This is a genomic window from Ruegeria sp. HKCCA4633 (genome assembly GCF_013034605.1).
Taxonomy (GTDB): Bacteria; Pseudomonadota; Alphaproteobacteria; order Rhodobacterales; family Rhodobacteraceae; genus Ruegeria.
Map to the genome: position 1 here is coordinate 173986 of NZ_WQGJ01000005.1, position 18090 is coordinate 192075.

At 58.4% G+C, this 18090-nt stretch carries 18 protein-coding genes; 10 read left to right on the forward strand and 8 right to left on the reverse strand.

Translation table 11 applies throughout. The annotated features are described in order from the left end of the window. Window positions 1-3 precede the first annotated feature (3 nt). From argH to GOV85_RS13920, 5 genes are all read left to right on the forward strand, one after another. A complete protein-coding gene (gene argH, locus GOV85_RS13900) occupies window positions 4-1392 on the forward strand; it encodes an argininosuccinate lyase (RefSeq protein ID WP_171179100.1) in 1389 nt (462 codons plus the stop codon). Then, window positions 1392-1589, forward strand: coding sequence for an argininosuccinate lyase (locus GOV85_RS13905; RefSeq protein ID WP_171093711.1), 198 nt, complete (start codon window positions 1392-1394; stop codon window positions 1587-1589). Before argH ends, GOV85_RS13905 begins: the two co-directional genes overlap by 1 nt. A gap of 87 nt (window positions 1590-1676) precedes the next feature. Continuing rightward, window positions 1677-1832 (forward strand): hypothetical protein, encoded by a 156-nt coding sequence (locus GOV85_RS13910; RefSeq protein ID WP_171179102.1) that lies wholly within the window; start codon window positions 1677-1679, stop codon window positions 1830-1832. Between the two features lie 61 nt (window positions 1833-1893). Then, entirely contained in the window at window positions 1894-3159 is a 1266-nt protein-coding gene (gene lysA, locus GOV85_RS13915; RefSeq protein ID WP_171179104.1) for a diaminopimelate decarboxylase, read from the forward strand. 90 nt (window positions 3160-3249) lie between these two features. Further along, a complete protein-coding gene (locus GOV85_RS13920) occupies window positions 3250-5742 on the forward strand; it encodes a TIGR02302 family protein (protein ID WP_171179440.1) in 2493 nt (830 codons plus the stop codon). A 3-nt stretch (window positions 5743-5745) separates the two neighbouring features. On the opposite strand, the gene GOV85_RS13925 is transcribed toward GOV85_RS13920, so the two are convergent. Further along, a complete protein-coding gene (locus GOV85_RS13925; RefSeq protein WP_171179106.1) occupies window positions 5746-6459 on the reverse strand; it encodes a zinc-ribbon domain-containing protein in 714 nt (237 codons plus the stop codon). A gap of 181 nt (window positions 6460-6640) precedes the next feature. Between GOV85_RS13925 and GOV85_RS13930 the strand changes: the two genes are divergently transcribed. The 4 genes from GOV85_RS13930 to GOV85_RS13945 are packed head-to-tail and all read left to right on the forward strand — an operon-like array spanning window position 6641 to window position 9546. Beyond that, window positions 6641-7318 carry an ATP-binding cassette domain-containing protein gene (locus GOV85_RS13930; RefSeq protein ID WP_171179442.1) on the forward strand — a complete coding sequence of 226 codons (678 nt, stop codon included), beginning with the start codon at window positions 6641-6643 and terminating at the stop codon, window positions 7316-7318. Next, the gene (locus GOV85_RS13935) at window positions 7315-8214 is read left to right on the forward strand and encodes an ABC transporter permease (protein ID WP_171179108.1); all 900 of its coding nucleotides are present in this window, start codon (window positions 7315-7317) and stop codon (window positions 8212-8214) included. The genes GOV85_RS13930 and GOV85_RS13935 overlap by 4 nt, the downstream gene beginning before the upstream one ends. Further along, complete coding sequence (locus GOV85_RS13940; RefSeq protein WP_171179110.1) at window positions 8214-8954, forward strand: 1-acyl-sn-glycerol-3-phosphate acyltransferase; 741 nt, start codon at window positions 8214-8216, stop codon at window positions 8952-8954. Before GOV85_RS13935 ends, GOV85_RS13940 begins: the two co-directional genes overlap by 1 nt. Further along, window positions 8941-9546 carry a pyridoxamine 5'-phosphate oxidase family protein gene (locus GOV85_RS13945; protein WP_171179113.1) on the forward strand — a complete coding sequence of 202 codons (606 nt, stop codon included), beginning with the start codon at window positions 8941-8943 and terminating at the stop codon, window positions 9544-9546. The genes GOV85_RS13940 and GOV85_RS13945 overlap by 14 nt, the downstream gene beginning before the upstream one ends. 21 nt (window positions 9547-9567) lie before the next feature. Here GOV85_RS13945 and GOV85_RS13950 read toward each other — a convergent pair whose 3' ends face one another. After that, entirely contained in the window at window positions 9568-10161 is a 594-nt protein-coding gene (locus GOV85_RS13950) for an NAD(P)H-dependent oxidoreductase (RefSeq protein WP_171179115.1), read from the reverse strand. A 101-nt stretch (window positions 10162-10262) separates the two neighbouring features. Between GOV85_RS13950 and GOV85_RS13955 the strand changes: the two genes are divergently transcribed. Beyond that, on the forward strand, window positions 10263-10841 hold the full coding sequence (locus tag GOV85_RS13955; RefSeq protein WP_171179117.1) for a TetR/AcrR family transcriptional regulator: 579 nt from the start codon (window positions 10263-10265) through the stop codon (window positions 10839-10841). Between the two features lie 21 nt (window positions 10842-10862). On the opposite strand, the gene lpdA is transcribed toward GOV85_RS13955, so the two are convergent. From lpdA to GOV85_RS13985, 6 genes are all read right to left on the reverse strand, one after another. Further along, window positions 10863-12251 (reverse strand): dihydrolipoyl dehydrogenase, encoded by a 1389-nt coding sequence (gene lpdA, locus GOV85_RS13960; protein WP_171179119.1) that lies wholly within the window; start codon window positions 12249-12251, stop codon window positions 10863-10865. A 69-nt stretch (window positions 12252-12320) separates the two neighbouring features. Beyond that, window positions 12321-12731, reverse strand: coding sequence for an MAPEG family protein (locus GOV85_RS13965; protein ID WP_171179444.1), 411 nt, complete (start codon window positions 12729-12731; stop codon window positions 12321-12323). Between the two features lie 84 nt (window positions 12732-12815). Further along, on the reverse strand, window positions 12816-13085 hold the full coding sequence (locus GOV85_RS13970) for a hypothetical protein (protein ID WP_171179122.1): 270 nt from the start codon (window positions 13083-13085) through the stop codon (window positions 12816-12818). A 2-nt stretch (window positions 13086-13087) separates the two neighbouring features. Further along, window positions 13088-14593, reverse strand: coding sequence for a 2-oxoglutarate dehydrogenase complex dihydrolipoyllysine-residue succinyltransferase (gene odhB / locus GOV85_RS13975; protein WP_171179124.1), 1506 nt, complete (start codon window positions 14591-14593; stop codon window positions 13088-13090). A 3-nt stretch (window positions 14594-14596) separates the two neighbouring features. After that, complete coding sequence (locus tag GOV85_RS13980) at window positions 14597-17554, reverse strand: 2-oxoglutarate dehydrogenase E1 component (RefSeq protein WP_171179126.1); 2958 nt, start codon at window positions 17552-17554, stop codon at window positions 14597-14599. After that, window positions 17551-18090 (reverse strand): DUF805 domain-containing protein, encoded by a 540-nt coding sequence (locus GOV85_RS13985; RefSeq protein ID WP_171179128.1) that lies wholly within the window; start codon window positions 18088-18090, stop codon window positions 17551-17553. Before GOV85_RS13985 ends, GOV85_RS13980 begins: the two co-directional genes overlap by 4 nt.

Consider the following 18090-nt stretch of genomic DNA (forward strand, 5'->3'; position numbering starts at 1 on the left):
TACATGACCGATCAATCCTCGAACCAGATGTGGGGCGGCCGCTTTGCCGCCGGTCCAGACGCGATCATGGAGGCGATCAACGCCTCGATCGGTTTCGATCAGCGGATGGCAGCCCAGGACATCGCAGGCTCGCGCGCCCATGCCGCCATGCTGGCTGCCACAGGCGTTATAAGTGATAGTGACGCCGAAGCTATTCGGGAAGGGCTGCTCACCGTTTTGTCAGAAATCCAGAACGGGGAATTTCAATTCTCGACCGCATTGGAAGACATCCACATGAATGTGGAAGCGCGGTTGAAAGAGGTGATTGGTGAGCCGGCAGGCCGTCTGCACACAGGTCGTTCGCGCAATGACCAGGTGGCGACTGATTTCAAACTCTGGGTCCGGGATCAGTTGGACGCAGCCGAAACCGGCCTGCTGGCACTCATCCGCGCGCTTTTGGCGCAGGCTCAGGCTGGGGCCGATTGGGTCATGCCCGGTTTCACGCACCTGCAAACAGCGCAGCCGGTGACATGGGGCCACCATATGATGGCCTATGTCGAGATGTTTGGCCGCGACCTGTCCCGCGTTCGTGATGCGCGCGCGCGCATGAACGAATCTCCGCTGGGGGCTGCAGCACTGGCCGGAACATCGTTCCCCATCGACCGCCACATGACGGCCGAGGCACTGGGCTTCGACCGTCCTGCTGCAAACTCGCTGGATGCGGTCAGTGATCGCGACTTTGCGTTGGAATTCCTGTCGACCGCGTCTATCTGCGCCGTCCACCTGTCTCGTTTTGCCGAGGAACTTGTGATTTGGTCCTCGGCTCAGTTCCGGTTTGTGACCCTATCCGACCGCTTCTCGACCGGCTCGTCGATCATGCCGCAGAAGAAGAACCCCGACGCGGCCGAGCTGATCCGCGCCAAGGTGGGGCGTATCTTTGGGGCCAACACGGCGCTGATGATGGTGATGAAGGGTCTGCCGCTGGCCTATTCCAAAGACATGCAGGAAGACAAAGAACAGGTCTTTGACGCTGCCGATAACTGGATGCTGGCGCTGGCGGCGATGGAGGGCATGGTCAAGGATATGACCGCCAATCAAGATAGCCTGGCTGCTGCTGCGGGGTCCGGTTTTTCGACCGCCACCGATCTGGCTGACTGGTTGGTGCGGGTTTTGGGCCTGCCGTTCCGCGATGCACACCATGTTACCGGGTCGCTGGTGGCCATGGCCGAAAGCAAAGGCTGCGACCTGCCTGATCTGACGCTGGAGGATATGCAATCGGTTCACGCGGAAATCACCGATGACGTCTATTCTGTTCTTACCGTGCAAAACTCGGTAAACTCGCGCCAATCTTACGGCGGCACGGCCCCTGATCAGGTGCGTGCCCAGATCGAACGATGGAAGGCAATGGTGTGATGACAGCTGTTCGTGTGGTGGCGATCGTGGTGTCCGGCCTGATACTAGCCGGATGCGGGGCCGATGGTGAACCGTCGCAGCCCACTGCGGTACAGCCTACGGCCAGCGCCACGATTGGGGTCGGTACCAGCGGGACCTATGTTGCAGGGGGCGTTGGTCTTAGCCGCGGGCCGCTGGGTATCTATCTGGGGTTCTGAACCTTTTGATATTGCACACCTAGGCCCGTTACCCCACTTAGGACGCGTGCAACAACGCGTAGATCCTCTCAACGAAAAGACACTGACATGAGAACAGTTGGACTGATTTTGGCATTTGCGGCGCTGGCGGCATGTGAACCCTCGTCCGCGCGACGCCCCGAGCCTGCGGCAGAGCCGAAGCAATCTGGCAGCGGTATTTCAATCTCCGGCTATGGTCGGGTTGGAGTTTCCACCACAAATTAACGGGACTTCTGAGTGCGGAATCCATTGATCCGCAGTCGCCTTCTGGTCTAAGCGCGCGGGTATGGATCATTTTCTCTACCGCGACGGCGCGCTTTTCGCCGAGGATGTCCCTGTTTCCGAAATCGCTGCAGCGGTCGGAACCCCTTTTTACGTCTATTCGACGGCGACACTGCTGCGACATTTCAAGCTGTTTGATGATGCGCTGGACGGCACTGATCATCTGGTTTGCTACGCGATGAAAGCGGCCAGCAACCAGGCCATATTGAAGACTCTGGCGCAGGCGGGGGCAGGAATGGATGTGGTCTCGGGCGGGGAGTATTTGCGGGCCAAAGCCGCAGGCGTTCCAGGCGACAAGATCGTCTTTTCGGGGGTTGGCAAAACGGCGGACGAGATTCGTACCGCGCTGACAGGTGGAATCCGCCAGTTCAACGTTGAGTCCGAGCCAGAGATGGACGTGATCAACGCGGTCGCACTGGAGCTGGGCGTTGTGGCGCCGATCACTGTTCGGGTGAACCCGGACGTGGATGCCAAGACCCACGCCAAGATTGCAACCGGCAAGTCCGAAAACAAGTTCGGCATTCCGATTGCACGCGCGTCCGAGGTTTATGCCCATGCTGCCAACCTGCCGGGGCTGGAGGTGATCGGGATCGACGTCCATATCGGTTCGCAATTGACCGAGCTTGAGCCGTTCGAGCTTGCTTATACCAAGATTGCTGAACTGACCGAACAGTTGCGGGCTGAAGGTCACAATATTCGCCGCCTCGATCTTGGGGGCGGGTTGGGCATCCCCTACACCCGTTCGAATGACGCGCCGCCGCTTCCGTTGGAATACGGCGCACTGATCAAGAAGACACTCGGACATCTAGATTGTGAGATCGAGATTGAACCGGGCCGCCTTATCGCGGGCAATGCCGGGTTGATGGTTAGCAAGGTGATTTACGTGAAGTCAGGCGAAGGTCGCGATTTTCTTATCCTCGATGGGGCCATGAACGACCTGATCCGCCCGGCAATGTACGAGGCGCATCACGACATCGTTGCGGTGCAAGAACCAGCGGCCGGGGTTGAACAGCAACCCTATGACATAGTGGGCCCCGTGTGCGAATCGGGGGATACCTTTGCCAAGCAGCGCAATATGCCGCCTTTGAAATCAGGGGATCTGATCGCCTTCCGCAGCGCAGGCGCGTACGGAGCGGTTATGGCCAGCGAATACAACACCCGCCCCCTGATCCCCGAAGTTTTGGTCAATGGTGATCAATTTGCAGTCATTCGTGAACGGCCAAGCTTTGACGAAATCATAAACCGCGATACCATACCTTCGTGGCTCTGATGCGATAACCGTGCGGGCCCAACCCGGAGGCCCGTCTTGACCAACAGATCGAACCTGCCCATCCCGCGCCTGTCCTTGTGGTTGACCCACATGGGTATGGTGGCTGAACAGGTATTGCGTGCGTTCTGGCCGCTGTTCTCGATCCTGATGGTCCTGCTTGCAGCGCTGATGCTGGGTCTGCAAGACCAATTCGCCGTTGAGGTCGTTTGGGGCGCGGGCGCGCTTTCGTTGATTTCGATTGTTGTGGCGGGTGTTTGGGGGCTGAAAAGAGTTAGCCTACCGTCTCGTGCGGATGCGCTCATGCGGTTGGATGAGACGCTGCCCGGTCGTCCGATCCAGGCCCTTTTGGACGATCAGGCGATTGGGTCCACAGATCAGGATTCGGTCGCACTGTGGCAGGCCCACAAAGACCGGATGGCTCAGCGCGCCGCTGCTGCTGCTCCAGCCAAACCTGACCTGCGGCTGGCGTCGCGTGATCCTTACGCGCTGCGCTATGCAGCGCTGTTGGCTTTTGTGGTGGCGGTTCTCTTCGGCTCTTTGTGGCGCGTGGGGTCGGTGGCCGATATGGCGCCCGGAAGCGCAAATGCGGGGCAAGGCCCGACATGGGAAGGATGGGTTGAACCCCCAAGATATACGGGTTTACCGACGCTTTACTTGGCCGATCAAGCAGACGGCCAGTTGTCAGTTCCAAAAGGCAGCCGCATAACTTTGAGGATGTATGGTGAGGTCGGCGCACATAGCCTGACCGAAAACAGCTCGGTCGTGGGCACTCAGGCCGCAACCAATCCCGAACAGGAATTTGTGGCTGAACGTTCTGGCCAGATGCGTATCGATGGCCCTGCAGGTCGCGAATGGGCCGTACAGGTCATTGACGATGCGACCCCGAAGATCGCGGTTGCCGGATCTGCCGAAGCAGAGGCAGGCGGGCAAATGAAACTGCCCTTTGTTGCCAGTGACGATTATGGCGTGGTGTCGGGCTCGGCCCGGATCGAACTGGATCTGGCATCGGTGGATCGCCGCCATGGGTTGGCGACCAAGCCCGAGCCGCGAGAGGTGATTGAGATCGAACTGCCAATGCCGATCACCGGTGACCGTGCCGATTTCAGCGAAGATCTGATCGAAGACTTTTCACAGCATCCCTGGGCTCACCTGCCGGTGAAGATCACGTTGATGGCCGTGGATGCGGCTGATCAGCAGTCGGCGTCCGAGCCATTTTTGACTGCCTTGCCAGCCCGTCGATTCTTTGACCCTTTAGCGGCAGCGGTGATCGAACAGCGGCGTGATCTGCTCTGGTCGCGGTCCAACGCGCCGCGCGTGGCGCAGCTGTTGCGGGCTGTCTCTCATCTGCCAGAGGATCTGTTTCGGTCAGACACCGCTTACTTGCGCTTGCGTGTGGTTTTGCGGCGGCTGGAAGCCTTCCAGACATACGGAGCGCTGAACCCAGAGCAGCAGGAAGAGATCGCGCAAGCCCTGTGGGACCTGGCTGTGTTGATCGAGGATGGCACCTTGGCGGACGCTCTGGAGCGGATGCGTCGCGCGCAGGAGCGTTTGACCGAAGCGATGCAAAACGGGGCCAGCGACGAAGAAATCGCCGAGCTTATGCAAGAGCTTCGCGAAGCGACGCAGGATTATCTGCAGCAGCTACAACGTCTTGCTCAGCAGAATGGTCAGGAAGGTGAAATCCAGCCTGGTCAGAGTGGCGAGACCCTTCAAATGTCGCAGGATGACCTGCAGCGCATGATGGACCGCATTCAGGAACTGATGGAACAGGGCCGTATGGCCGAAGCCCAGCAGGCGCTGGAAGAGTTCCAGCAGATGATGGAAAACATGCGCGTGACCCAAGGCCAGGGGCAAGGCCAACAATCCGAAGGGCAGCAGGCTATGGAAGGTCTGGCTGAAACTCTGCGCGAACAGCAAGGTCTCAGCGATCAGGCGTTCCGCGACTTGCAAGAACAGTTCAACCCCGGTGCGCAATCCGGTGAAAGCCAAGGCAACGAAGGCCGCAATGGCGGGCTTGGCCGGGGGCAAAGCCACGAAGGCCAGGGTGGTCAGGGTCAAGGCTCGGATCAGGCCGGAGAGGGCGAGCAGGGGCAGGGATCACTGGCGGACCGTCAGCAGGCCCTGCGCAATGAACTGAATCGCCAGCAACAGAATTTGCCAGGCGCGGGGACGCCTGAAGGAGACGCCGCGCGTGATGCGCTTGGCCGCGCCGGGCGCGCCATGGACGAGGCGGAACAGGCCTTACGAGGAGACGATCTGGCCGAAGCCATCGACCGCCAGTCTGAGGCCATGGAAGCCCTGCGTGAAGGGATGCGTTCATTAGGCGAGGCTATGGCCCAGAACCAGCAGAACCAGCCGGGTCAGGGCACGCAGGAAGGCGAAGCGCAAGCCAATAGCCGCGATCCCTTGGGTCGAAACCCTGGGGCCGGTGGTTCAATCTCAACCGACGAAAACCTGCTGCAGGGCGAAGATGTCTATCGCCGGGCGCGCGAGTTGTTGGATGAAATCCGTCGCCGGACCGGAGAAACGGACCGCCCCGAGATCGAGTTGGAATACCTCAAACGTCTGTTGGAGCGGTTCTGAACCTCAGTTCGGAGCTCCGGCCTGAGCTTCAAGCCAGATCCGCGCCTGATCCACCAGAGACACGTAAGAGCTGAGCAGTGGGTCGGCCTGTGGCACGGCCTCTCCGATCTGCTGTGCGTTGCCATAGATCAGATACAGAACCACGCCGATGATCAGCATCAGCGCAAAACCGCGCAGGAACCCGCCTGATTTGCGGGGCGGCGGAGGGGTCTCTTCCGCTTCGGTCGCGCGCATACTGGAATTGATTGCTTCGACATCGGGCAGTGCATCTTTTTGGCCAGCGTCAACAGCGGTTTCCGAAGCGGCAGGCCGCTTGGGCTTGACCTTGGGTTCCGGCGGTTGGTCCAAACCCAGATCAGGCTGGCTTTCCAGGTTGCTGCCTTCTTTTGCGCGCAATTCGGCTTCGCGGGCCGCTTCTGCTTTTAGAATGTCGGCGACGGACGGATCGACATTGCCCGCAGGCGCAGCAGTGTCTTCCGCCGCAGGGGTCGCGTCTTCCGCAGTTACAGCCTCTTTTGCGGGCTCTGCCTGGGTTGTGGCCTCCTCCTCAGCAGGGGGATGTGCGTCTTCAGCCGGTGCGGCTGCAGGTTCTTCCTGGTGCTTGGGCTGAAACCAGGTCTTATCACAGTTGGAACACTGCACGTCACGACCTTCCTCGGGAATAACCTCGTCAGGAACCTCGTACTGCGCACCGCAATTCGGACATGTAAGACGCATGCTGCCTCCCCGGCCGGGCGATGGGCCGATAATAGTTTTTTCAGGGATGATATTCCGTTAAGACCCATCAGCAAAGGGCGTTTTCGGTTTCATGGGCCAAGTGTCACCAATTGGACTCGGTAGAGCCATTGAATCCGCCACCCTGCTCGGGCAAGAAGAGCAGCAAATAATGGGGGCACGTGTGATCGAGCTGGAAAATGTCAGCTACACCTACGGTGGCGGCGAGTTGCTGAGCGATGTCTCGGTGCAATTGCAACCGGGGTCGTTTCACTTTCTGACCGGCCCCTCGGGGGCGGGCAAAACAACGCTGCTCAAGCTGTGCTATGGGGCCCTGCTGCCAACCTCGGGGCGGCTGAGTGTTTTCGATCAGGACATCTCGTCCCTTGATCGGGATCAGTTGGCCGTGCTGCGCCGACGTGTTGGTGTGGTACATCAGGATTGCCAGTTTCTGGACCACATGACGCTGGCCGAAAACGTTGCCTTGCCATTGATGGTCTCCGGGCGCTCGGAGTCTTCGGAACAGGACAATCTGACCGAACTGCTAAGCTGGGTGGGTTTAGGCGCGCGGCTTGAAGCGCATCCGCCTGAGTTGTCCGGTGGCGAACGTCAACGCGCTGCCTTGGCCCGCGCTGTCATCCTGTCGCCGGATGTCGTGTTGGCGGACGAGCCCACTGGCAATGTGGATTGGGAAATGTCCCAACGTCTGCTGCGTCTGTTGATCGAGTTGAACAGAATGGGCAAGACAGTATTGATCGCAACCCATGACATGAGCCTGATCCGAGCCGCCAAAAGTCAGGTTCAGGCACGCGTATTGCGCATTTCTCAGCGCAAGCTGCATCTGGCGGGGGCCGACCTATGACCAGAGCCGAAGTAAGTACTCTGCTGCGCGGCGATACGCGGGCGAACCGCGTTGTTCCCCCAACCGGATACACCGCTCATCTAACATTGTTTGTTGCTGGAGCGATGGCATTTCTGGTGGTGTTTGCACTTGCGTTGGCGCTCGCGTCCGGCCGGATTGCCGACCGTTGGGCTTCGGAACTGGCGGGGGCCGCAACCCTGAGGATCAATGCCCCGACAGAACAACTTGCCGCGCAGACCGAAGCCGCGCTGACAGTTCTGGGCCAAACGCCCGGCGTTGCATCGGCGCGCGCGCTAAGCGCCGAGGAACAGGTCGCATTGCTGTCACCGTGGTTCGGACCGGACCTGCCCTTAGACACTTTGCCCATCCCACAGCTTATCGAAATCACCGAAGGCGAACCGGGAATGGATGTGATGGGCCTGCGTCTTCGCCTGGGTGCCGAAGTGCCGGGCGCGGTACTGGATGATCATACGCGATGGCGCGAACCTCTTATCGAAGCCGCAATGTCACTCCGGCGATTGGGGTGGATTTCGATCCTGCTGATCGGGGGGGCGACGGCGGCAATGATCACGCTTGCGGCAAACGCATCTCTGGCGGCCAATGCGCAGATCATCGAAGTTTTGCGTCTGGTCGGCGCGCGCGACGGGTTTATCGCCGGGGCTTTTGTCCGGCGCTTTACCTATCGCGCTTTTTTCGGGGCCTTGCTCGGGACTTTGCTGGGTATGACAGGCGTTTTGCTTTTGCCCGAGGCCTCGGATGCGGGCGGATTTCTGACGGGGGTTGGCTTTCAGGGCACGGACTGGTTGCTGCCGATCGTCATCCCAATACTCGGCGCGGCTGTTGCCTTTTTCGCCACCTGGGCTGCGGCCCGTCGCAAGTTGAAGGAGCTTTCCTGATGTTCTCAGCCTTACAGTGGGTGCGCTCTTTGGTCTTTATGATCGTTATCTATGCCTGGATGCTGATCCTTGGCATTGTGTTTCTACCCTATGCCCTGTTCTCGAAGCGGGGGGCCCTGATGGCGTGTAAAACCTATGCGCGCAGTACCATGTGGCTGGCCCGTTGGATGGTGGGTATTCGTTGTGAGGTTCGGGGAACCGCGCCTTCGAATGAAGTGGTCGTGGGTGCCAAGCACCAGTCGTTCCTTGATATCATCATGATCTTCAATGCCATCCCGCATGGGAAGTTCATAATGAAGCGTGAATTGCTGTTTACACCTGTTATCGGAATGTATGCCCGTCGCCTTGGTTGTATTCCGGTCAATCGAGGGAAACGCGGCGCCGCGGTGGCTAAGATGGTCAAGGATGTGGCGAAAGAGTTTTCAGAGCCCGGGCAACTGGTGATCTACCCTCAAGGCACGCGTGTCGCGCCGGGCGCCAAGAAACCCTACAAGGTTGGGACGGCGGTTCTTTACGAAGGTCTGGGATTTCCCTGCGTTCCGGTGGCTACAAATGCCGGGGTGTTCTGGCCCCGAACCGGTGTCATGCGCAAACCGGGTCTTGCGATTGTGGATTTTCTTGAGCCAATCGAACCCGGCGTTGAGCGGGACGATTTTCTTGGTCGATTGGAAGACGTGATTGAAACACGCTCGAATGAGCTGATGCGCGAAGTGGGGTTTGATCCGGATGGAGTACATTGACGACGTTGCAGCGCTGGAAGCATTGTATGGCAAACCCGGCGCGCCATCCTTGCGAAAGGTCGTTCACCGACTGACGCCCCTGTATCGCAAGTGGATTATGGCCTCGCGCCTATGCGTCCTCAGCACTGTTGGCCCGGAAGGTGTGGATGGCAGCCCCCGAGGCGACGACGGCCCTGTTGTACTGGAATTGGATGAGCGACGGCTGGTTTTGCCGGATTGGCGTGGCAACAACCGGCTGGATTCACTGCGGAATATCGTGCGCGACCCGCGTGTTGCGCTTATGTTTTTTGTTCCGGGTTCCGACAACGTTGTTCGCGTGAATGGGATCGCTCGCGTTAATGCGGATGAAGGTTTGCGACAGCATTTCGCAAAGGGCGGCAAGCGCCCGGCGGCTGTCGTCGTTGTTGAGATCGCCGAGATTTACAGCCAATGCGCGCGTGCTTTGATGCGTTCAGCTATCTGGACCAGCGGGGACGAGAGTGCTGTCCTTCCAACGATTGGGCAGCTTTTGTCCGAGGCGTCGGAAGGCGAAGAAGGCGGCGCGCAATATGATAGTGAATGGGCTGCACGCGCCGCGAAAACAATGTGGTAGGCGAAACATGTGGCTGCGGGTTCAAACCGCAGCTGCTCCGATCCTCGAGACTTTTTCGATCCAGCGATCTACGTGTCCGGGTTTTGGGTAACTTGCACCTGCGAAATAGGTGAAGCGGGTTGGTTTGAAGCCTACAAAGCCAAGGATCTGATCACGAACCTGACGGATAAGCGCTTGCCGATAGATCAGCCGCATAAACCAGCCCGGTGTATCTGAGGTCAGTATGACGCGTGCGGTGCGTCCCGTCAGCATGGGGGCCGGAAAGCCGATCTTTGTCGTGTTCCGAGTGTCGAACGTTCGCCCGGGGATGAATGTCCGGTCGATCAGTCCCTTGAGTTTCGCGGGTAGACCGCCCCACCACATCGGGGTGGTCAGAACCAGATGATCACTCCACTCAAAGTCTTGCAGCACGTGTTCCAGAACCGGTTCAAGCGGTTTGAAGTCGTGGTAATTGCCCTGACCGAAATCAAAATCGAACTGCAGATCGCTCAGATGAACCATTCGGACGTCATGGCCGTTTTTGAGGGCAGCGTCCCGATATGTTTCGGCAAAGGTCCGGGACAGACTGCTTTCTGCCGGGTGTCCGTCGAGGATGAGGATTTTCTTGGGTTGCATCGTGATTCTCCTAAAAATGACCACGGTCAATTTGTAGAATCAAAAATGACCACGGTCAATATTAAATTTGACCACGGTCAAAAACTGTGCGATTGAGCGGTATGCAAAAGGCGATTCAGAAACGTACGATCAAAACCCGCGCCAAGCTTCTCTCGGCTGCTGAGGCGGTTGTCCGAAGTGATGGCTACCAAGCTTTGCGGGTGGAAGACGTGGTAAAAGCGGCAGGCGTCGCCAAGGGCACTTTCTTTGCGCATTTCAACGACAAGGATGCGCTAATGGAAATCCTGATCGGCGAAAGATTGAATGCGTGTCTGGACCAGGCCGAAGCCGGAACACCACCCAAGACAGTTGATGAGATCATCGTGGCGCTCGAACCGGTGCACAGTTTCATGACGTCCGAGCGATACGTTTTCGATCTGTTGATCAGATATTCCGGTGCAACGGCCATCGAAGATATAGGCCCGATAGCCTATTGTTTTGAAAGGTACTTTCGGGTCGTGATGTTGTGGCTTGAAGCTGCAGATATGCGTAAGGACGTGCCACCCGAGCTTTTGGCCGAAGGTGTTCAGGCCTTTGCCATTCAGGCCATGTCGTTGCGGTTTTGTGCTCTGCATTCCGCAACGACATTCACAGACAGGCTCGAGACCTATCTGGATGCTTGGTTGACCCCGACAAGCTGATTTCTGCCGGGGTCAAAACTCTTAGCTGTGGATCGGGCCGTCGCCGCAAGCCAAGGCGGCCTCACGCACGGCTTCCGAATAGGTCGGGTGCGCATGACAGGTCAGGGCCAGATCTTCTGCCGAAGCACCAAACTCCATCGCGACACAGACCTCGTGAATCAGATCACCCGCGGCAGGCCCGATGATATGAGCGCCCAGAATGCGGTCAGTTTCCTTGTCGGCGAGGATTTTGACGAACCCGTCCGAGGCAAAGTTCGCCTTGGCGCGCCCATTGCCCATGAACATGAACTTGCCAACCTTATAGGCGCGGCCTTGTTCTTTAAGCGTTGCTTCGGTTTCACCCACATTGGCAACCTCAGGCCAAGTATAGATCACCCCCGGAATAACGCCGTAGTTCACATGGCCATGCTTACCCGCAACCTGTTCGGCGGCGGCCATGCCCTCGTCTTCGGCCTTATGCGCCAGCATCGGACCTTCGGTGACGTCGCCAATGGCATAGATGCCCGGCACATTGGTTTGCCAGTCGGAACCCACCTTGATTTGGCCGCGTTGGGTCATCTCGACACCCAAGGCGTCAAGCCCAAGACCATCGGAGTACGGCTTGCGCCCGGTGGCGACCAGCACGGTATCGGCATCGATCACGTGTTCGCTGTCGTCCTTGAGCAGTTTGTAGGTGACCTTTGCCTTGGTCTTGGTCGCTTCGGTCTTTTGCACCGCAGCACCCATGACAAAGTTCAGGCCCTGCTTCTTGAGGATACGCTGGAACGTCTTTTGTACCTCTGGGTCCATGCCTGGTGTGATTTCCTTGAGGAACTCGATCACCGTTACTTCCGCCCCCAGTCGGCTGTAGACCGAGCCCAGTTCCAGGCCGATCACGCCTGCGCCGATGACGACCATTTTCTTCGGAATCTTGCCCAGCGACAGCGCGCCGGTTGAGGTCACGACAACCTTCTCGTCCACTTCTACACCCGGCAGAGAGGAAGGCTCGGACCCAGACGCAATGATGATGTTCTTTGTTTCATGCACTTCATCCCCGACCTTGACCTGACCGGCGGCAGGGATCGATCCCCAGCCTTTCAGCCAGTCGATCTTGTTCTTTTTGAACAGGAATTCGATGCCCTTGGTGTTGCCCTCAATCACCTCGTCCTTATAGGCCTGCATCTGTTTCCAGTCGACCGAAGGGCTTTTGCCCTTCAGGCCCATCTTGGCAAAGTTATGCTCGGCCTCGTGCAGTTGATGGCTGGCATGCAGCAGCGCCTTGGACGGAATGCAACCTACGTTCAAGCAGGTTCCACCCAGCGTGTCGCGCCCTTCGACCACGGCGGTTTTCAAACCCAGCTGGGCGCAGCGGATGGCGCAAACATAGCCGCCGGGGCCGGCGCCGATTACGATAACGTCATAATTTGCCATGGAAGATCTCCTTGAGAATTCGGGTTGTTGCAGGGCAGGAACCTCTGAACAAGATATGGGTTGGCGGTCTCATAGCAAAACCACCAAAAGCATGAGGGTCGTGGCCAGAAACCCGAAGAACCAAATGACGCTGCGCCATGGTTTCCAACCGAAATAGTATGCGGGAACATACAGCACGCGCGCGGCCAGATAGGTCCAGGCGCAGGTGGCCGTTAGTGCGTTTTCCTTGCCTGAAACGGTGACAACAACACAGGCAATGGCAAACAGGATCAACCCCTCGAAATGGTTGTTGAGGGCACGGTAGAGCCGGGCTGTTCCATCTGAGAGCTGATCTTCTAGCGTCCCGCCCAATCTGGCCCTGTCACGGGGTGACATGGTTTTGCCCGGACCCAACTCCAGATTTGCAGGAACTGCCATAAGTACAAACTGCACAACCTGTAAAAGGGCTGCCAAAGTCAGTGCTGTCAGTTCTGCGTTCATTGCAAGACGCCGCATTGGAGTTTGATGTGTATGACGGCAGAGCGCAGAAGCAGATGTGTTGCCGCTTGCGCTCTGCCATCGGATTTAGACTGGTGTCAGAATTTTAGTGTGAATATGCGCCACGCCACCACGTTCGTGATGCATGGCGAGTTCCTCAGATTCGATAAAGTTCTGCGCGCGCTCCAGATCGGTGATTTCGAACAACGCCACCGCATGGTCCTTCTGGTCCGGGTCTCGCCAGATGTGGAGGTCGCGGATACCCGCGGCCTCACGCATCTTGCGATCTTCCTTGAACACTTTCAGCCAGGCGTCGAAATCGGCCACATCGGCCTGCCAGAGTACATGTGTTGCCATGATTACAGGTCCATCAGCAGGCGGCGCGGATCTTCCAGCGCCTCTTTCACGCGAACAAGGAAAGTCACAGCACCTTTGCCATCAACGATCCGGTGGTCATAGGACAGCGCCAGATACATCATCGGGCGGATCTTGATCTCACCATTGATGACCATTGGACGATCCTGAATCTTGTGCATCCCCAGAATGCCCGACTGCGGGGGGTTCAGGATCGGCGATGACATCAGCGAGCCATAGACGCCACCGTTCGAAATGGTGAACGTGCCGCCCTGCATTTCGGCCATGGACAGCTTACCGTCGCGGGCGCGCTTGCCTTTCTCGGCGATGGCTTTTTCAATCGCGGCAAAGGACATGCTGTCCGCATCGCGGATCACCGGAACCACCAGACCTTGCGGAGTACCAGCGGCGACGCCCATGTGTACGAAGTTCTTGTAGACAATGTCGTTGCCGTCAATCTCGGCATTCACCTCAGGCACTTCTTTCAGCGCATGGCAGCATGCCTTGGTGAAGAAGGACATGAAACCAAGGCGGACGCCGTGCTTCTTCTCGAACTGGTCCTTGTACTGGTTGCGCAGGGCCATCACCTCGGTCATGTCCACCTCGTTATAGGTGGTCAGGATCGCAGCAGTATTCTGTGCATCCTTCAGGCGCTTGGCGATGGTTTGACGCAGACGGGTCATGCGCACGCGTTCCTCGCGGGCTTCGTCTTCGGCCGCAACCGGTGCGCGCGGAGCCTGTGCAGCTGGGGCTGGTGCCGCCGGTGCTGGTGCCGGAGCCGAAGAGACAGCCTTTGCCACGTCTTCTTTCATGATGCGGCCATCGCGACCGGTGCCGGTGACCTGATCAGCTGACAATCCGGCCTCGGCCATCGCTTTTTCGGCAGAGGGTGCGTTTGCCACATCCTTACCGGTGCTTGCCGCAGCGGGGGCCGCTGCTGCTGCCGGGGCCGACGCGGGCGCGGTACCTGCTGCAGAGCCAGAGATCACTGCCAGCTTGGCTGCTGCATCCACAGTTGCACCTTCCGGAGCAACGATTTCTGCCAGAACTCCCGCAGCCGGGGACGGAACTTCGACCGAGACTTTGTCGGTTTCCAGTTCACACAACATTTCGTCCTGCGCGACGCTGTCGCCAACCTGTTTGAACCAGGTCGAAACGGTAGCCTCCGTAACAGATTCACCAAGAGTGGGAACCATGACATCAACCGACCCGCCTGCTTGGGCGGGCGCGGCCGCCGGTGCTGCAGTTGCCGCAGGGGCAGGGGCCGCGCCTTCGCCTGCTGTAATGGTCGCCAGCAGAGCATCTACGCCAACGGTATCACCTTCGGCGGCTACAATCTCGGCCATCACACCCGCAGAGGGAGAAGGCACTTCAACTGTAACCTTGTCGGTTTCAAGCTCACACAGCATCTCATCCACGGCGACTGCATCGCCGGGCTTCTTGAACCATGTGGCAACAGTGGCTTCGGTGACCGACTCGCCAAGCGTGGGAACACGAACTTCAATCGTCATCGCTTACTTTCCTTTGGTGCTCAGCGCTTCGTTAACCAGCGCTTCTTGTTGGGCTTTGTGTTGGCTGGCCAGACCCGTCGCGGGTGAGGCCGAGGTTGCGCGACCGGCATAAACCGGACGTTTGTGTTTCGCTCCGATCCGGGTCAGAACCCATTCGATATTGGGCTCGATAAAGGACCAGGCACCCTGGTTTTTGGGCTCTTCCTGACACCAGACCATCTCGGCCTCTTTGAACCGCTCAAGCTCGTTGATTAGCGAATGGGCCGGGAAGGGGTAATACTGCTCGATCCGCAGCAGATAAATGTCGTCGATCCCGCGCGCGTCACGTTCTTCCAGCAGGTCATAATACACTTTGCCCGAACACAGCACGACACGTTTGATCTTGTCATCCGCCACCAGTTCGGTGTCCGAGTTCCCCTGTTGGGCGTCGTCCCACAACACCCGGTGGAAGCTGGAGCCGGTGGTAAATTCTTCGGCTCTGCTGACCGCGAGTTTGTGGCGCAGCAGCGATTTGGGTGTCACCAGGATCAGCGGTTTGCGGAAGGTGCGGTGCAGCTGTCGGCGCAGGATGTGGAAATAGTTCGCGGGTGTCGTGCAGTTCGCCACGATCCAGTTGTCCTGACCACACATTTGCAGGAACCGCTCCAGACGCGCGGATGAGTGTTCGGGGCCTTGCCCTTCGAACCCATGCGGCAGCAGTGTGACCAAACCGGACATCCGCAGCCATTTGGATTCACCAGAACTGATGAACTGGTCAAACATGATCTGCGCACCATTGGCGAAGTCACCAAACTGAGCTTCCCAAAGGACCAGCGCATTGGGTTCGGCCAGCGAATAGCCGTATTCAAACCCAAGCACAGCATATTCGGACAGCATCGAGTCAATCACTTCGTAGTGCGACTGGCCTGGGCGGATGTTGTTCAGCGGGTAGTAACGCTCTTCTGTTTCCTGATGGATGAACCCCGAGTGGCGCTGGCTGAACGTGCCACGGGTGGCGTCTTGCCCGGCCAGACGCACCGGGTACCCTTCGGTCAATAGTGATCCGAAGGCCAGCGCCTCACCGGTGGCCCAATCAAAACCAGTGCCGGATTCAAACATCTGCTTTTTGTGGTCCAGAAGACGCCCAACGGTTTTGTGCAAGGCAAATCCGGCCGGGGCGCGGGTCAGAGCGCCACCAACCTCGGCCAGAGTCTCGGGCGTGATCGCGGTCTCGCCTCGCATGTATTCGTCTTTGTTCTTGTCCAGATGCGACCAGCGCCCGTCCAGCCAGTCGGCTTTGTTCGGCTTATAATCTTTTCCGGCCTCGAACTCGTCGTTCAGATGTGCCTGGAAGGCGGCCTTCATGTCCTCGATCTCACCCTCGGGGATCAGGCCGTCTTTGACTAAACGCTCGGTGTACAGAGACAGCGTGGTTTTGTGCGTTTTGATCCTCTTGTACATGATCGGGTTGGTGAACATGGGCTCATCGCCCTCGTTGTGACCAAACCGGCGGTAGCAGAAGATGTCCAGAACCACATCCTTGTGGAACTTCTGGCGGAACTCGGTCGCCACTTTGGCCGCGTGCACCACGGCCTCGGGGTCATCCCCGTTCACGTGGAAAATCGGCGCTTCAACCATCAACGCGATATCCGTCGGATAGGGACTCGAGCGCGAGAAGTGCGGCGCAGTGGTAAAGCCGATCTGGTTGTTTACTACGATATGCATGGTGCCGCCGGTCTTGTGACCGCGCAGACCAGACAGACCAAACCCTTCGGCCACGACACCCTGGCCGGCAAAGGCTGCGTCGCCATGCAGCAGGATGGCCATGACCTTGGTGCGATCCGTGTCGCCAAGCTGATCCTGTTTGGCGCGAACCTTGCCCAGAACCACCGGGTTCACCGCCTCAAGGTGTGAGGGGTTGGCGGTCAGTGACAGGTGCACAGAATTGCCGTCAAACTCACGGTCGCTGGAGGCCCCGAGGTGGTACTTCACATCACCCGAACCATCCACGTCCTCGGGCTTGAAGCTGCCGCCCTGGAATTCGTTGAAGATGGCGCGGTACGGTTTGCCCATCACGTTGGCCAGAATGTTCAGGCGACCCCGGTGCGGCATCCCGATGACGATGTCGCTGAGGCCAAGTGCGCCACCGCGCTTGATGATCTGCTCCATCGCTGGGATCAGCGCTTCACCGCCGTCCAGACCAAAGCGCTTGGTGCCCATGTATTTGACGTGCAGGAATTTCTCAAAGCCCTCGGCTTCGACCATCTTGTTCAGGATCGCCTTGCGGCCTTCCTTGGTGAACGCGATTTCCTTGCCGTACCCTTCGATCCGCTCTTTCAGCCAAGCGGCTTCTTCGGGGTTCGAGATATGCATGTATTGCAGCGCAAAGGTGCCGCAATAGGTCCGCTTTACGATTTCGACGATCTGCCGCATCGAGGCAACCTGAAGCCCCAGAACGTTGTCGATAAAGATCGGCCGGTCCATGTCGGCGTCGGTGAAGCCGTAGGTTTTCGGATCCAGCTCAGGGTGATTGGTTGCAGCGCGCATCCCCAACGGATCCAGATCAGCGGCCAGATGGCCCCGGATCCGATAGGCTCGGATCAGCATCAGGGCGCGCAGGCTGTCCAGAACGGCGCGTTTGATCTGGTCGTCGCTGACCTCAACGCCCTTGTCAGCCGCCTTGTCCTTGATCTTCTTACCCGCCGCTTTGGCGTCAATCTCGGCCCATTCCCCGGTCAGTGCACCGGTCAGATCATCGGCAGGCATGGGCGGCCAGTCGGTCCGCGCCCAAGACGGCCCTTCGGCCTCTTTCTGAACGTCCGGCGCGGCGTCACCCATAGCCTTGAAGAACTCAACCCAGGCCGCGTCTACGGCACCGGGGTTTTTGGTGTACTGGGCGTAAAGTTGTTCCAGATATTCGGCATTATGCCCCTGCATGAAGCTTGAAGCATGAAAGGCAGAGTTGGGCGAGTGTTCGGTCATTGGGCTACCTCATGTGGGTTGGGACCGTATTGGTTGGTGCCTGGCTGGCTGGGGCGGGTCAGCCACCACAGCACCAGAAGGGGCGACACCACCAGAACGATAAGTGTCGGAATGACGATCAGCAATGTTGCGCGGGTAAACAAAATGTCGAGCGTTCCGCCGTGGAACTGGCTGGCAAGGCCAATGCCAAAGATCAGAACTGCAAAGGCCCCAAGGATCAAAAGGATCGGCAGTAAGGCGTAAAGCCCGCTGCGCCCGGTGTCATGCATCCGCCGCCATGCAACGGCCAGATGGGGGAAAAAGACGATCAGGCCGACAATGCTTTGGACCGGTTGGCTGGACGTGGCGGTGACGGATTTCACCTCATCGCTTTCAGTGACCGAGACCTGCGTGAAGAACTGCCAGTCGATGATCCCGGCGATCAAGTTCCAGATCACGACGAACAGAAAAAAGAACCAATATTCGGGCCGCGATGCACGGCCCGAAAAAGTGAAGAATTTGGAGAAACACGTTCTTACAGCCTCACTAAAGGTCAT

Bases quoted from the DNA above. Each gene is read 5' to 3' on its own strand.
- argH (WP_171179100.1), top strand. From the start codon at position 4: ATGACCGATCAATCCTCGAACCAGATGTGGGGCGGCCGCTTTGCCGCC.
- GOV85_RS13905 (WP_171093711.1), top strand. From the start codon at position 1,392: ATGACAGCTGTTCGTGTGGTGGCGATCGTGGTGTCCGGCCTGATACTA.
- GOV85_RS13910 (WP_171179102.1), top strand. From the start codon at position 1,677: ATGAGAACAGTTGGACTGATTTTGGCATTTGCGGCGCTGGCGGCATGT.
- lysA (WP_171179104.1), top strand. From the start codon at position 1,894: ATGGATCATTTTCTCTACCGCGACGGCGCGCTTTTCGCCGAGGATGTC.
- GOV85_RS13920 (WP_171179440.1), top strand. From the start codon at position 3,250: ATGGGTATGGTGGCTGAACAGGTATTGCGTGCGTTCTGGCCGCTGTTC.
- GOV85_RS13925 (WP_171179106.1), bottom strand. From the start codon at position 6,459: ATGCGTCTTACATGTCCGAATTGCGGTGCGCAGTACGAGGTTCCTGAC.
- GOV85_RS13935 (WP_171179108.1), top strand. From the start codon at position 7,315: ATGACCAGAGCCGAAGTAAGTACTCTGCTGCGCGGCGATACGCGGGCG.
- GOV85_RS13940 (WP_171179110.1), top strand. From the start codon at position 8,214: ATGTTCTCAGCCTTACAGTGGGTGCGCTCTTTGGTCTTTATGATCGTT.
- GOV85_RS13945 (WP_171179113.1), top strand. From the start codon at position 8,941: ATGGAGTACATTGACGACGTTGCAGCGCTGGAAGCATTGTATGGCAAA.
- GOV85_RS13950 (WP_171179115.1), bottom strand. From the start codon at position 10,161: ATGCAACCCAAGAAAATCCTCATCCTCGACGGACACCCGGCAGAAAGC.
- GOV85_RS13955 (WP_171179117.1), top strand. From the start codon at position 10,263: ATGCAAAAGGCGATTCAGAAACGTACGATCAAAACCCGCGCCAAGCTT.
- lpdA (WP_171179119.1), bottom strand. From the start codon at position 12,251: ATGGCAAATTATGACGTTATCGTAATCGGCGCCGGCCCCGGCGGCTAT.
- GOV85_RS13965 (WP_171179444.1), bottom strand. From the start codon at position 12,731: ATGAACGCAGAACTGACAGCACTGACTTTGGCAGCCCTTTTACAGGTT.
- GOV85_RS13970 (WP_171179122.1), bottom strand. From the start codon at position 13,085: ATGGCAACACATGTACTCTGGCAGGCCGATGTGGCCGATTTCGACGCC.
- odhB (WP_171179124.1), bottom strand. From the start codon at position 14,593: ATGACGATTGAAGTTCGTGTTCCCACGCTTGGCGAGTCGGTCACCGAA.
- GOV85_RS13980 (WP_171179126.1), bottom strand. From the start codon at position 17,554: ATGACCGAACACTCGCCCAACTCTGCCTTTCATGCTTCAAGCTTCATG.
- GOV85_RS13985 (WP_171179128.1), bottom strand. From the start codon at position 18,090: ATGACCTTTAGTGAGGCTGTAAGAACGTGTTTCTCCAAATTCTTCACT.